Here is a 14,610-nt window from a genome sequence, read left to right as displayed (position 1 = left end):
TTCATCCGTGGGCAGGGCTTCGTTTGACGGGGACGTTCCAGATCTCCTCCGCATACTCCGCGATGGTGCGGTCGGAGGAGAACCAGCCGACATTGGCGGTGTTGAGCACGGCGGATTTCCACCATGCGGCCGGATTGCGCCAGCGCTCATCGACGCTGCGCTGCGCGTCGAAGTAGCTGTCGAAATCGGCGGTCACCAGGAAGTAGTCGGAGGCACGCAGCGACGCGACCAGGTCGCGGTAGCGGGTCGGGTCGTCCGGCGAGAAGACGCCGGCCTCGATCTGCTCCAGCGCTTCCTGCAGCCGGCGCGACTTCGCGATGGCGGCCGCGCCCTGGATACCCTCGGCGCGGTGCTTCGCCACCTGCTCCGTCGTCAGGCCGAAGATGAAGATGTTGTCGTCGCCGACATGTTCCTTGATCTCGACATTGGCGCCGTCCAGCGTGCCGATGGTCAGCGCGCCGTTCAGGGCCAGCTTCATGTTGCCGGTGCCGGATGCCTCCATGCCCGCGGTGCTGATCTGCTCGGACAGGTCGGCGGCGGGCACGATGATCTCGGCCAGGGAAACATTGTAGTTCGGCAGGAACACCACCTTCAGAAGGTTGCGCACCGTCGGGTCGCTGTTCACCACGCGGGCCACGTCATGTGCCAGCTTGATGATCAGCTTCGCCCGATGGTAGCTGCTCGCCGCCTTGCCGGCGAAGATCTTGACTCGGGGGGTCCAGTTCTTGGTCGGCTGGCTGCGGATCTCGTCATACAACGCGACCGCCTCGATAACGTTCAGCAGCTGCCGCTTGTATTCGTGAATGCGCTTGATCTGCACGTCGAACAGCGCGTCCGGGTCGATCTTGAGCTGGTACTGGTCCCGCACCAGGGCGGCCAGCGCCTGCTTGTTGGCGCGCTTCACGGCGGCGAATTTCTGCTGGAAGCCGGCATCGGCGGCCAGCGGCCGCAGCTTCTCCAGCGCCGCCGGGTTGTCCAGCACTTCCGCCCCGCAGGCTTCCACCAGCAGGCCGGTCAGGCCCGGATTGCACTGCTGCAGCCAGCGCCGGAAGGTTATTCCATTGGTCTTGTTGGTCAGCCGCCCGGGGAACAGGTGGTGGAAATCGGCGAAGACGGTCTGCTTCAGCAGGTCCGAATGCAGCGCGGAGACGCCGTTGACCTTGTGCGAGCCGACCACCGCCAGATGCCCCATGCGCACGCGCCGCCCATGCCCTTCCTCGATCAGGGAGACAGAGGAAAGCAGCCGCCCGTCATCCGGATTCTTGCCGCGCACCTCATCCAGGTGGAAGGCGTTGATCAGGTAGATCAACTGCATGTGGCGCGGCAGCAGCCGCTCCATCAGGGGAACCGGCCAGCTTTCCAGCGCCTCGGGCAGCAAGGTGTGGTTGGTGTAGCTGATCGTGCGGCGCGTGATGTCCCAGGCCTCGTCCCATGCGATGTCATGCAGATCGACCAGGATACGCAAAAGTTCCGCAACGACGATGGCCGGGTGCGTGTCATTCAGCTGGATCGCCACGCGATCGGGCAGGGACCGGATGTCGCCGTAGACGCGCATGTGGCGGCGGACCAGATCCTGCAGCGCGGCGGAGGAGAAGAAGTATTCCTGCCGCAGCCGTAATTCCTGCCCCGCGGGACTTTCATCCGAGGGATAGAGCAGCTTGGAGATGCTCTCCGCCCGCACCTTCTCGCTCAAGGCGCCGACATGGTCGCCGGAGTTGAACGCCTCCAGCTTCAGCGCATCCGTGGCGCGCGCCGACCAGAGCCGCAGCGTGTTCACATGCGCGCCGCGCCAGCCGACTATGGGGGTGTCGTAGGCCACCGCCTGCACGGTCTCGCCCGGCTTCCAGACATGCTTCACCCGCGCCTCGGAGACGGTCACCGCCTCCACCACGCCGCCGAAGCCGATGGTGTGGGAGATTTCGGGCCGGGCGAACTCCCAGGGGTTGCCGAAATTCAGCCAGTCCTCGGGGAATTCATGCTGCCAGCCATCGCGGATGATCTGCCGGAACAGGCCATGGTCATAGCGGATGCCGTATCCGAAGGCGGGAATGCCGAGCGAGGCCATGCTCTCCATGAAGCAGGCCGCGAGCCGGCCGAGGCCACCATTGCCGAGCGCCGCGTCGGGCTCCGCGATCCGCAGCTTCTCCGGGTCCACGCCAAGCGGTTCCAGCGCATCGCGGATGGCGCCGACCAGGCCCAGGTTGCAGACATTGTCACGCAGCAGCCGGCCGATGAGGAATTCCAGGCTCAGGTAGTACACCTGCTTCGCGCCGGACTGGTAGGTGGCCCGCGTCAGGTCGATCCAGCGATCGACGATCCGGTCCCGCACCGCCAGGGCCGTGGCGATGAACCAGTCGCGGTCCCGCGCGCCGAGCCGGCTCTTGCCCAGGTCGTAGGTCAGCTTGTGCAGGATGGTCTCGCGCAGCGCGGCGGCATCGTCGGCCGGCAACCGAGGTGGCGCGGCGGCGAGGCTTGGCGTCGTCGGGGTATCCATCGGGTCTCGGCTCCTTGAGCAGGCGTGATCGCGCGGCGTTGGCACGATCGCGTCAACGACGCTGCTTTGCAGCAATTCGCGGGAGCCGCCAAATGAAAAACGAGCACCCGCTTTCGCCTGCCAGTTGCAGACGGCGGGTGTTAATCCGCGCTGAACCGCGCGATGGCGGCCAGGCCCAGGAAGGCCGGGGCAGGGTGCGTCACCACCGCCAGCGGAACATCGGCCATCCAGTGCCGCATTGGCGGCTTGGCCTCGAATTGTTCACGGAAGCGGGTTGCGTCGAGCATCGGCAGCAGCCGCGGCAGGATGCCGCCGGCGATGAAGACGCCGCCGCGCGCGCCCCAGGCCAGCGCCATGTCGCCGGCATAGCCCGCCAGGAAGGCCAGGAAATGCGCCAGCGCCTCATCCGCCACCGGGCATTTCCCGGCGGCCGCGACGATGGCGGCGGCATCGCGTGGCGGCGCCGCCACGCCCTGCAGATCGGCGACGATGGCGTGCAAATTGACCAGCCCGCGGCCGGAGAGCGCTTCCTCCGCCCCCGCCCGGCCGCAGCGGGCGCGCAATGCGCCGATCACCGCATCCTCCCGCGCCGTCTCGCCGGCCAGGCCGATATGGCCACCCTCGGTCGGCACCGCGACCGGGCCGGAGGGTGCCGGCACCAGGCCGGCGGCGCCGAGGCCGGTGCCAGGGCCGACCACCAGCATCGGCGCCTCCGCCACCGCCTTGCCGCCACCGATGCGGTGCAGGTCATCCTGCCCGAGATGCGGCAGCGAATGCGCCAGCGCGAGGAAATCATTGACCAGCCGTACGCGCCGCATGCCGAAGCGCTCCGCGATGGCGGTGCTGGACAGCGCCCAATCGGCATTGGTCAGCCGCACCGGCTCCACCAGCACCGGCCCGGCGAGCGCCAATACGGCGCTGTCCGGTGGCGTGGCGGGCGCGAGGCGCCGCAGCGCCTCCGCAATCGCGTCCTCGGCGGTGGCATGGCCCGCCACTGGCAGGATCACCGGATCGGTGACCTGCCCATTCTGCCACAATGCGAAGCGCGCATTGGTGCCGCCGATATCAGCCAGCAACGCGCTCAATAGGTGGCGCGCCCGCCGCTGATATCGAACACGCCGCCGGTGGAGAAGGAACAATCGGGCGTCGAGAGCCAGCAGATCAGGGCGGCGATCTCCTCCACCTCGACGAAACGGCCCATGGGGATCTTGGAAAGCATGAAGGCGATATGGGCCTCCGTCATCTGATTGAAAATATCGGTCTTGGCCGCGGCGGGGGTGACGCAGTTCACGAGCACGTTCTTCGTCGCCAGCTCCTTCGCCAGCGACTTGGTCAGCCCGATCAAGCCGGCCTTGCTGGCGGAGTAGTGCGCGGCGTTGGGATTGCCCTCCTTCCCCGCGACCGAGGCGACATTCACCACGCGGCCCCAGCCATTCGCCACCAGATGCGGCACCAGCGCCTGGCAGACCAGGAACGGCGCCGTCAGGTTCACCTCCACCACGCGGCGCCACTGCGCGACGGGGATTTCCGCCACCGGCATGTTGCCGCCGGTGATGCCCGCGTTGTTGACCAGGATATCCACCTTGCCATGGGCCTTGATCGTCTTCGCCGTGGCCTCGGCCACCGCGAGTTCATCGGTCAGGTCCAGCACCTCCGCCGTGACGGTGCCGTCGGCGGCGAGCGCCGCGCGGCTTTCCTCCGCCTTGGCCGGGTCCGCGTCCCAGATCGAGACGGCGGCGCCGGACTGGATCATGCGGCGTGCGACGGCCAGGCCGATGCCGCGTGCGCCGCCGGTGACGACGGCGACGCGGCCATGCAGGTCGAGCTTGTTCATGCGTTTTCTCCCATGCGATTCACGCTTCCGGTGCTCGTTGCCCTGCGGGCGCCTGCGCCCTCCAGCGATCGCATGGGCCTGCCCCCTCTAACCACGACCGACGAAGGGCATCTTGCTGGCCATGATGGTCATGGTCAGCACATTGGTCTCCAACGGCCAGGCGGCCATCTGCGCCACGGCGCGGCCGACATGGTCCACTTTCATCAGCGGCTCCGCCTTGATCGACCAATCCGCCTGCGGCACGCCCTTCGCCATGCGTTCGGCCATCGGCGTCGCGGCATTGCCGATGTCGATCTGGCCGACCGCGATATCGAAGCGGCGGCCATCGAGGTTCATCGATTTGGTCAGCCCGGTGACGGCGTGCTTGGTGGCGGTATAGGGCGCGCTGCCCGGCCGCGGCGCATGCGCGCTGATCGAGCCATTGTTGATGATGCGACCGCCCATCGGGTCCTGCTTCGCCATCATGCGGAAGGCGGCATGGGCGCAGAGGAACACGCCGTTCAGGTTGACGTTCACCACCTTGAACCACTGTTCCGCCGTCAGCTCCTCGAACGGCGTGCCGGGGACGTTGTTGCCGGCATTGTTGAACAGCAGGTCCAGCCGGCCGAACTCTTTTGCGAGCGTCGCGAAGGCGGCGTCGATCTGCGCCGGGTCCGTCACATCGGCCGGCACCACCAGGGTCTGGCCGCCCTGGCACAGACCCGCCGTTTCCTCCAGCGCGTCGCGGCGGCGGCCGAGCAGGGCGACGGTCCAGCCATCCTCGGCCAGTGCGAGGGAGGCGGCGCGGCCGACGCCGGACCCGGCCCCCGTCACCAGTGCATATTTTTGTGCCATTCTCGTTCCCTCAAAGCCGATCTGTACGGCAGGTTGGAGCGGCAGGGCCGGTCCTGTCCACCCGAGGGCATCCTCGGCCTTGCGGCGCCCTCCATTCCGATGGGATAGCATTTAACGAAATCCCGGCCGGACCCCCACGCCCCATGAGCATCCACGCCGCGCTCACCCATCGCACCAGCTACAGCTACGATCGCCTGGTCGGCATGTCGCCGCAGTTGATCAGGTTGCGGCCGGCGCCGCATTGCCGCACGCCGATCCTGTCCTATTCGCTGGACATCTCGCCGAAGCCGCATTTCCTCAACTGGGTGCAGGACCCGCAGGGCAATTTCATCGCCCGCGTGGTGTTCCCCGAACGGGTCCGCGAGTTCGTCGTCACGGTGGACCTGCTGGCCGACATGGCCACGATCAACCCCTTCGACTTCTTCGTGGAGCCGGAGGCGGAGAGCTTCCCCTTCACCTACGACCCGGTGCTGGCCCAGGAACTCGCCCCGTTCCGCCGCGTCTCGGCGCCCGGCCCGCTGCTCGAGGCCTATCTGAAGGATATCCCCCGCGAGGCACCGAGCACGGTGAACTACGTGGTGGACCTCAACCAGAAGCTCTCCACCGAGATCGGCTACATCGTCCGGATGGAGCCCGGCGTCTGGACGCCGGAGGAAGTGCTGGCGAACCGCAAGGGCTCCTGCCGCGACTCGGGCTGGCTGCTGGTGCAGATCCTGCGGCACCTGGGCTTCGCCGCGCGCTTCGTCTCGGGCTACCTGATCCAGCTGGTGCCGGATGTGAAGTCGGTCACCGGCCCGGTCGGCGCCTCGTCCGATTTCACCGACCTGCACGCCTGGTGCGAGGTCTATGTGCCCGGCGCCGGCTGGATCGGCCTCGACCCCACCTCCGGCCTGCTGGCGGGCGAGGGGCACATCCCGCTGGCGGCGACGCCGGAACCGGCTTCCGCCGCGGCGATCACCGGCGGGGTGGATGAGGCGGAGACGGAATTCGGCTTCCACATGGAAGTCCGCCGCGTCGCGCAATCCCCGCGCGTCACCAAGCCGTACACCGAGGAGGATTGGGCGCGGATCATGGCGCTGGGGTCCACCGTGGACCAGGCGCTGACCGCCGGCGACGTGCGGCTGACCGTGGGCGGCGAGCCGACCTTCGTGGCGGAGGCGGATCGCGACGCGGCGGAGTGGAACACCGACGCGCTCGGCCCGACCAAGCGCAAGCTGGCCGGCCGGTTGTTGCGCCGCCTGCAGCCGCTCTGGGCGCCGGGTGCCGCGCTGACCTACGCCCAGGGCAAATGGTACCCGGGCGAGCCGCTGCCGCGCTGGGGCCTGCATTGCCACTGGCGCGCGGATGGCGAGCCGGTCTGGACGGACCCCGCGCTGCTCGCCTCGGATGACGATACCGGCGACGCGACGCCCGCCGATGCCGCCGCCTTCGCGGCCGCACTGGCCGCGCGGCTGGGCATCGACGCCGCGCTGCGGATGCCGGCGCGGGAGGATGTCCACTACTATCTGTGGAAGGAAAAGATGCTCCCGGCCAATGTCGTGGCCGAGGATGCCAAGCTGAAGGACCCGCTGGAACGCGCCCGCCTGGCGCGGCTGTTCGGCCAGGGGCTGGCGGCAGAGGTGGGAAGCGTGCTGCCGCTGCGCCGCGCCGGGGTGGGGGCGGATCGCGCCTGGGAATCCGGCCGCTGGTCGTTCCGCGACGGCGAATTGCTGCTGGTGCCGGGCGACAGCCCGATCGGCTTCCGGCTGCCGCTGGACAGCCTGCCCTGGGCCTCCGAGGACAGCATCGAGGCCGAGCCGGAGCCCGACCCCTTTGCCCGCCGCGAACCGCTGCAACCCCGCCGCGAAGGCCCCGCGCGCGGCCGCGTGGTGGAGCAGCCGGTGCCGGAGCCGGGCAGGGAGGAACCGGGCGTGGTCCGCACCGCGCTCTGCGTCGAACCGCGCGGCGGCCTGCTGCACATCTTCCTGCCGCCGCTGGCCGTAGTGCAGGACTGGCTCGACCTGGTCGCCGCCATCGAGGCCACGGCGCGGGAGACCGGGCGCCGCGTGTTCCTGGAAGGCTACCTGCCGCCGCACGATCCGCGCCTGCTGAATTTCTCCGTCACCCCCGACCCGGGCGTGATCGAGGTCAACATCCACCCCTCCGCAAGCTGGGCCGAGACCGGCGCGCGGACCGAGACGCTGTATGAGGAAGCCCGCCAGATCGGGCTGGCAGCCGAGAAATTCATGCTGGACGGCCGCCATGTCGGCACCGGCGGCGGCAACCACATGGTGATGGGCGCGGCAACGCCGACGGACAGCCCCTTCCTGCGGCGGCCGGACCTGCTGAAGTCGCTGGTCGGCTTCTGGCACAACCACCCCTCGCTCTCCTACCTGTTCAGCGGGCTGTTCATCGGCCCGACCAGCCAGCATCCGCGGGTGGATGAGGCGCGTGGCGATGCGGTTCACGAGTTGGAAACCGCCTTGGCGCAGGTTCCCAAATTCGATCCCCTTGGCGGCACCCAGGTTCCGCCCTGGCTGACCGATCGCATCTTCCGCAACCTGCTGGTGGACATGACGGGCAACACCCACCGCACCGAATTCTGCATCGACAAGATGTACGACCCGGGCCGCGCCGGCGGACGGCTCGGCCTGGTGGAATTCCGCGGCTTCGAGATGCAGCCGCATTGGCGCATGTCGCTCGCCCAGCAATTGCTGCTGCGCGCTTTGGTCGCCGGCTTCTGGCAGCGGCCCTATGAACGGCGCCTGATCAAGTGGGGCACGCGGCTGCATGACGACTTCATGCTGCACCACCACGCCCGCCAGGACTTTTCTGAGGTCATCGAGGAGGTGCAGGCACTCGGCTTCCCGGTCCAGGCCGAATGGTTCGAGCCGCATTTCGAGTTCCGCTTCCCCAAGGTCGGCGCCGTCGCGGTGCGCGGCATGGAACTGGAACTCCGCAACGCGCTGGAGCCCTGGCATGTGCTGGGCGAGGAATCCGCTGCCGGTGGCACCACGCGCTACGTCGACAGCAGCGTGGAACGGCTGCAGGCGCGCGTCACCGGCTGGGTGGAGGAGCGCTTCGTGCTGGCCTGCAACGGCGCGGCAGTGCCGCTGACGCCGACGGGCACGGAGGGTGAATACGTCGCCGGCATCCGCTTCAAGGCGTGGAACCCGCCCTCCGCCCTGCATCCCACGGTGCGCGCCCAGCCGCCCTTGACCTTCGATGTCTGGGATAGCTGGAGCGGGCGCAGCCTGGGCGGCTGCCAGCACCATGTCGCGCATCCGGGTGGCCGCAACTACCAGAGCTTCCCGGTCAATGCGAACGAGGCCGAGGCGCGACGCCGCGCGCTGTTCTTCGCCTTCGGCCACACGCCGGGCGCCATGCCGGCGCCGCGCGTGCTAGCTTCCCGCGCCACCCCGCGGACCCTGGACCTGAGGCGCCACACCTGACCGACGCACCGGCCCACGGGGACCACGCCCCACCGCAACTGGATGAGATGGTGGACGGCCGCGGCCAGGTGCGGCCGCATTGGCGCGGGCTGCTCGGCGCCTTCTCCTCGCTCGGCTACGCTGCTGTATCGGAACGCGCCCACCGCCTCGACCGCGCCTTCGAGGAGGAGGGGGTGGCGACCGTGCTGGCGGATTCCGCCACCCGCACCCGCCGCCCCTGGCGCTGCGACCCGGTGCCGCTGATCCTGTCCGCCGCGGAATTCGCCACGCTCGAATCCGGCTTGGCGCAGCGCGCCCGGCTGATGGCGGCGATGCTGGAGGACCTGTACGGCCCGCAACGCCTGCTGTCGGTAGGCGCGCTGCCGGCGACGCTGGTCTTCGGCAATCCGCATTTCCTGCGCCCCTGCCGGGCGCCCGCCCGCGTGCCGTTCCCGCGGCTGACCTTCTATGGCGCGGACCTGCTGCGCGGGCCGGATGGCGCCTGGCGGGTGCTGGCGGACCGTACCGGCGGCGCCAATGGCGTGGGCTTCGCCGCCGAGAACCGCAACCTGCTGGCCCGGGTGCTGCCGGAGGCGTTTCGCGCGGTGCAGGTCCGCAGCCTGCGGCCGTTCTTCGATGGCTGGAGCGATGCGCTGCAGGCCCTGGCGCCGGAAGGCGTTGACAATCCGCGCCTCGCCTTGCTGACGCCCGGTGCCAAGCAGGAGACCTGGCTGGAGCACCTGTTCCTGTCCCGCGAGCTCGGCCTGGAACTGGTCGAGACCGGCGACCTGACGGTACGCGACGGCGAGGTCTTCCTGAAGACCCTGCGCGGCCTGAAGCGCGTCGATGTCATCCTGCGCCGCATCAAGGGCGAGATGTCGGACCCGCTGGAGTTCGACGCCGGCACCGGCGTACCCGGCCTGATGCGGACCCTGCGCGATGGCGCGGTGCGGCTGGTGAATGCGCCCGGTTCCATGCTTGCCGAGATGCCCGGCGCCGCGCCCTATCTGCCCGCCTGCGCCCGGCTGCTGCTGGATGAGACGCTGGCGCTGGAGGGGCTGGAGACGCTGTGGATGGGCGACCCGGCGGCGCGGGATGTGGTGCAGTCCGCGCCCGAATCCTGGCGCCTGCGCTCCGCCTTCGAACAGGGCCAGGTGCCGCCGCTGGGTGCGCTGGAGGCGTTCTCCGAGCGCGGCAGCGCGGCCCCCTGGATGTTCGCCGCGACCCGCCCGATGGCGCCCTCCGCCGCGCCGCAACTGGCCGGCGAGGCGCTGGAGCCAGCCCCGGTGGTGCTGCGGATGTTCCTGATGCGCGACGCCGCCGGCGAATGGCGCGCCATGCCCGGCGGCCTGGCGCATGTGCTGGAGGGCAGCGGCGCCATCGCGGGTCCGCCGGCGCGGCGCGGCTCCGCCAAGGATGTCTGGGTGATGGCGGAGGATGCGCACGACATCGTCGGCCCCTCCGCCCCGCGCGTCGGGGCGCTGACCATCCAGCGCGCCTCCGGCGACCTGCCGAGCCGGGTGGCGGATGATCTGTATTGGCTCGGCCGCTATGTCGAACGGCTGGATGCCGCGGCGCGGCTGATGCGCGCGCTGCTGTCGCGCCTGCTGCGCGGCGCGGCGATGCCGCGGGAGATCGCCGAGATCAAGGCGCTCGCCCGCTGCCTGCATGCCGCCGGGCTGATCGACGCGGAGGCCGCGGCCAGCCCGGCGGATGGCACCGCCCTGCCGCGCGCGCTGCGTGCCGCCGCCGGGCCGGGCGGCGCGCTGCTCGGGTTGCTGGAGGCGGTGGAGCGACCGCAGGTCGCGGTGCGGGACCGGCTGACGCACGACATGTGGGCGGCCTTCGCGCATCTGATCCATGAGGGACGGGCGCGGCTGCTGGCAGGCGTCGGCGGCGTCGATTCCCTGGCACAGGCGGCGACCGCCATCATCCGCTTCTGCACCGCTCTGTCCGGCATCGCGGCGGAGAACATGGTGCGCGGCGGCGCCTGGATGTTCCTCGACCTCGGCCGGCGCATCGAGCGCGCGACGGCCACCGCGCGCAACCTGGCGCATGCGCTGGACCAGCCGCCGCAGCGGCTGGAGGCCGGGCTGCGCCTGGCGCTGGAGCTGTGCGACAGCGCGCTGACCTATCGTGCCCGCTACCTGGCGGCGGTTCAGCCGGCACCGGTGCTGGACCTGGTGCTTGCGGACCCGGGCAACCCGCGCGCGCTGGGCTTCCAGTTGGCCGCGGTGAAGGACCGGCTGGCGGAGATCGCGGGGGCAGAGGATATGCTGGCCGCCACCGCAGCCTCGCTCGCCGCGCGGCCGCAGGCGCTGGTCGATACGCTGCTGGTGGCCGCGGATCTGGATGCCGCCGTCGCCGCCCTGCCGGCCGCGCTGCATGCGCTGGAAGCGGAGACGGCGGCCCTGTCGGATGCCGTGGCGCGGCGCTATGTCAGCCATGTCCGCACGCATTCGCTGGGCGAAGCCGAGGCCGGGATGCCAGAGGGGATGCCAGAGGGGACGCCAGAGGGGACGCCCGACTAGATGACGCGCTACACCCTTTGGCACCGCACCGCCTATCGCTATGGCCGTTCGGTGGACCTTGCCTCCCACCTTCTGCACCTGTCGCCGCGACCGCTGCCGGGGCAGGTGGTGCGGGCGGCGGAGATCGAGGTGCTGCCGGAAGGCGGGCATCGCACGGATGGCCAGGACCATTTCGGCAATGGCGTCACCTGGCTGTTCATCGGCACCACCCATGACGCCTTCGAGGTGACGCTGAAAGCCAGCGTCGAGGTGGATTTCCCGCCGCCGCCGCCGGCCGCGGAATCGCTGCCCTGGGAACAGGTGCGGGAGGCTGCGCGCAGCCCGGAAGGCTGGGACGCCGCCGAATTCACCCTGCCCAGCCACCACGCCCCGGCCGAGCGCGCCGCCGGCGTCTATGCCGCCGAATCCTTCCCGCCGGGCCGGCCGGTGCTGGAAGGGGTGCGGGAACTCTGCGCCCGCATCCGGCGTGATTTCGCCTTCAAGGCGGGCGTCACCACCATCTCCACCCCTGTCTCCCAGGTGTTGGAACTGCGGGCCGGCGTCTGCCAGGATTTCGCGCATCTGATGATCGCCGGGCTGCGCGCGCTCGGCCTGCCGGCACGCTACTGCTCCGGCTATGTCCGCACCCGGCCGCCGCCGGGGCAGAAGCGCAGGCAGGGGGCGGATCAGAGCCATGCCTGGGTCGGCTGCTGGCTCGGCCCGCAGCATGGCTGGGTGGATCTGGACCCGACCAACGACCTGGTTGTCTCCGACGAGCATCTGCTGCTGGCATGGGGGCGCGACTTCTCGGATGTCAGCCCGGTCACCGGCATACTGCTGGGCGGCGGGCGGCAGAAGCTGACGGTGGGCGTGGAATTGATCGCGGAATAACGGCGCCGAGTGTCACGGTTCGGACTCTGGACGCGGCGCGCCCTCCGGCGGCAGCTTCCGGCAAACCCCGAGGGCCAGAAACCGTGACGATCCGTTTCGCCAGCTACAACATCCAATACGGCAAGGGCCAGGACGGCCTTTACGACCTGGAGCGCATCGCGCGGGAGGTCGAGTCAGCGGACGTGATCGCGATGCAGGAAGTCGCCACCGGCTTCGCGCGCAATGATTTCGTCGACCAGCCCGCCTGGTTCGCGGAACGCCTGGACCGGCACATGGTCTATGGCGCCACCTACGATGTGGATGCCAGCTTCCGTGACGAATCGGGCCGGTTGGTGAACCGGCGGCGGCGCTTCGGCAATGCGGTGTTCTCCCGCTTCCCGATCCGCTCCACCCGCACCCTGCCGCTGCCCTTCCTGCCGCCGGCGGCGGAACAGGATGTGCAGCGCTGCGCGGTGGAGGCGGTGATCGACCTGCCCGGCGGGCCGCTCCGCATCTACTCCATCCACCTGTCGCACCTGACGCCCGGCACGCGCATGCCGCAGATCGCGGCGCTGAAGGCGATGGTGGCGAGCGCGCCGCGCGACGGCATGGCCTGGGCCAATGGCCGCAACGACGACTGGACCGAGGGCTGGGCAGAGCCGGTGCCGCCGGAGCCCTGCATCCTGTTCGGCGACTTCAACCTGCGCCCGGCCGACCCCGAATACCCGATGCTCGTGGGCGATGCGACGCACCGGCCGGGCCGGGTGGCGGTGCGTGGCCAATTCGTCGATTCCTGGGTGCTGGCCGGCAACGCCGAGCAGTCCGGCTACACCATGGCGCAGTGGAAGGGGCAGGAGGGCGCGCGGATCGACTACGCCCTGCTGCACCCGTCCCTGGTGCCCGCCTTCCGCGCCGCCCGCATCGGCACCGAGGCGGCGGGCAGCGACCACCTGCCGATCTTCCTCGATCTTGATCTGGGCTGAAACCATCGCGTAACCGGCGACGGGGGCAGCGGCGAAGCAGCGGGCATCCACCCGACGGAGCGCCCGCCATGCTGACCCTCTCCCCCGGCACCGACCGCGTGCTGAAATGGCTGGCCTGGCCGGCCGCGATCTGGATTGCCTATGAGCTGACCTGGTACCAGCAGTTCAAGCTGACCGGGAATGAAGGCTCGGTCCACCTCTTCACCATCCTGTCCGACTGGCTCGGCACGCCGGGGGGCGAGAAGCCGTTCCGGCTGTTCGTCGCCATCCTCGAGATCTTCTGCGCCGTCTTCGTGCTGATCCCGCGCACGCGGATGATCGGCGCCGCGCTGTCGCTCGGCACCATGTCGGGCGCCATCTTCTTCCACACGGTCAGCCCGCTCGGCATCGATCCCTACGGCGATGGCGGCACGCTGTTCAAGGAAGCGGTGTTTACCTGGTTCATGGCGCTGTTCGTGCTGTTCGCGCATCGCGACGAGGCCTTCGCGATGCTGTCCTGGCTGCGCGCCCGCTTCCTGCCGCAGGCGGCCTGAGCGGTGGCCGCGCCGAAGGGGTTCGCGCTGCAGCGCCCGCCGCGCGATGTCCGGCTGGATGTCCTGCGCGGCTGGTTGCAGGTTTCCATCTTCATCGCGCACGCCTTCGGCGCGATCTATTTCTGGGGCATCCATGCGAGCTGGGGTGTCTCCGACAGTTCGGAGCAGTTCGTGCTGCTGTCCGGCCTGGCGCTCGGCTCCGTCTTCACGCTGAAGCGGGCGCGGGATGGCTTCGCTGCGGCGCTGCGCGACCTGGGCGGGCGAATCCGCCGGCTGTACCTGACGCATCTGGTGGTCTTCGTGCTGTTCGCCGCCATGGTGTTCTGGGCGCGGATGACCTCCCCGGTGCCGCCGGAGGCCGCGGGCTGGGGCTGGCTGGCGGAGCACCCGCTGCGCGCCATCGCCGGCACGCTGGTGCTGCTGTACCAGCCGGCCTTCATGGATATCCTGCCGCTGTTCGTGTTCTGCATGCTGCTGCTGGCGCCTTTCCTGTGGCTGCAGGAACGCATCGGCGACCGGGCGCTGGCGCTGCCCTTCGGCCTGTATGCGGCGACGCAGATCTTCGGCCTGACGCCGCCGGGCCTGGGCGGGACCGAGATCGGCTTCGATCCCTTCGCCTGGCAGGTGCTGTTCCTGCTCGGCGCCTGGTTCGGCCGGCGGGCGCTGCTCGGCGTGGCGCCGCTGCCGCGGCATCCGGCGCTGTTCGCGGTGGCGGCGGCGGTGGTGGCGGCGGGGCTCTGGGTGAAGCTCGGCCATTATGGCTGGGCGGAGCCGGCACCGGCGCTGCTGGCGGATGCGGCGGAAAAGCCGGTTCTCGGCCCGCTGCGGCTGGCGCATGCGCTGGCGCTGGCCTGGCTGGTGGCGGTGCTGGTACCGCGCGATGCGCCCTGGATGCATGGCGCGGTGCCGCGTGTGCTGGCGCTGATCGGGCAGCACAGCCTGCATGTGTTCTGCCTCGGCCTGTTCCTGTCCTGGGGCGTGGCCACCGCGCTGGCGCTGCATCCGGCCGGCGCCTGGTGGCTGGAACTGGCGCTGATCCCGGCCGGCGTCGCGGCGCTGACCGGCTTCGCCGCGGTGCTCGACCGACGGCGGCAGCCGGCGCGGCGCGTGGCGCGGGCCTGATCTGCCCGGTTGCGGGAAGC

Annotated in this window: 10 protein-coding genes; 6 read left to right on the top strand and 4 right to left on the bottom strand. The window is 70.0% G+C overall.

Annotation, left to right across the window (positions count from 1 at the left end; genetic code table 11):
- Position 1: 1 nt before the first annotated feature.
- From HB662_RS25555 to HB662_RS25540, 4 genes are all read right to left on the bottom strand, one after another.
- Positions 2–2,494 (bottom strand): glycogen/starch/alpha-glucan phosphorylase, encoded by a 2,493-nt coding sequence (locus HB662_RS25555; RefSeq protein ID WP_168054285.1) that lies wholly within the window; start codon positions 2,492–2,494, stop codon positions 2–4.
- A gap of 140 nt (positions 2,495–2,634) precedes the next feature.
- Complete coding sequence (locus HB662_RS25550; protein WP_168054283.1) at positions 2,635–3,579, bottom strand: glucokinase; 945 nt, start codon at positions 3,577–3,579, stop codon at positions 2,635–2,637.
- Positions 3,576–4,328: an SDR family NAD(P)-dependent oxidoreductase gene (locus tag HB662_RS25545; RefSeq protein ID WP_168054281.1), complete on the bottom strand. Its 753-nt coding sequence runs from the start codon at positions 4,326–4,328 to the stop codon at positions 3,576–3,578. Before HB662_RS25545 ends, HB662_RS25550 begins: the two co-directional genes overlap by 4 nt.
- An 87-nt stretch (positions 4,329–4,415) precedes the next feature.
- Positions 4,416–5,162 carry an SDR family oxidoreductase gene (locus HB662_RS25540; RefSeq protein ID WP_168054279.1) on the bottom strand — a complete coding sequence of 249 codons (747 nt, stop codon included), beginning with the start codon at positions 5,160–5,162 and terminating at the stop codon, positions 4,416–4,418.
- A 143-nt stretch (positions 5,163–5,305) separates the two neighbouring features.
- On the opposite strand from HB662_RS25540, the gene HB662_RS25535 reads away from it, so the two are divergent.
- From HB662_RS25535 to HB662_RS25510, 6 genes are all read left to right on the top strand, one after another.
- A complete protein-coding gene (locus tag HB662_RS25535; protein ID WP_168054277.1) occupies positions 5,306–8,593 on the top strand; it encodes a transglutaminase family protein in 3,288 nt (1,095 codons plus the stop codon).
- 47 nt (positions 8,594–8,640) lie between these two features.
- A complete protein-coding gene (locus HB662_RS25530; protein WP_168054275.1) occupies positions 8,641–11,103 on the top strand; it encodes a circularly permuted type 2 ATP-grasp protein in 2,463 nt (820 codons plus the stop codon).
- A complete protein-coding gene (locus tag HB662_RS25525) occupies positions 11,104–11,973 on the top strand; it encodes a transglutaminase family protein (protein WP_168054273.1) in 870 nt (289 codons plus the stop codon).
- Positions 11,974–12,056: 83 nt separating this feature from the next.
- Positions 12,057–12,935: an endonuclease/exonuclease/phosphatase family protein gene (locus HB662_RS25520; RefSeq protein WP_168054271.1), complete on the top strand. Its 879-nt coding sequence runs from the start codon at positions 12,057–12,059 to the stop codon at positions 12,933–12,935.
- Positions 12,936–13,003: 68 nt separating this feature from the next.
- Complete coding sequence (locus HB662_RS25515) at positions 13,004–13,468, top strand: DoxX family protein (protein ID WP_168054269.1); 465 nt, start codon at positions 13,004–13,006, stop codon at positions 13,466–13,468.
- A gap of 3 nt (positions 13,469–13,471) precedes the next feature.
- Positions 13,472–14,590, top strand: a complete 1,119-nt coding sequence (locus tag HB662_RS25510; protein ID WP_168054267.1) for an OpgC domain-containing protein — start codon at positions 13,472–13,474, stop codon at positions 14,588–14,590.
- Positions 14,591–14,610: the final 20 nt, after the last annotated feature.

The organism is Falsiroseomonas frigidaquae (genome assembly GCF_012163145.1).
GTDB lineage: Bacteria > Pseudomonadota > Alphaproteobacteria > Acetobacterales > Acetobacteraceae > Falsiroseomonas > Falsiroseomonas frigidaquae.
The sequence above is the reverse complement of the archived record's forward strand: the minus strand, read 5'-3'. Positions and strand labels throughout refer to the sequence as shown.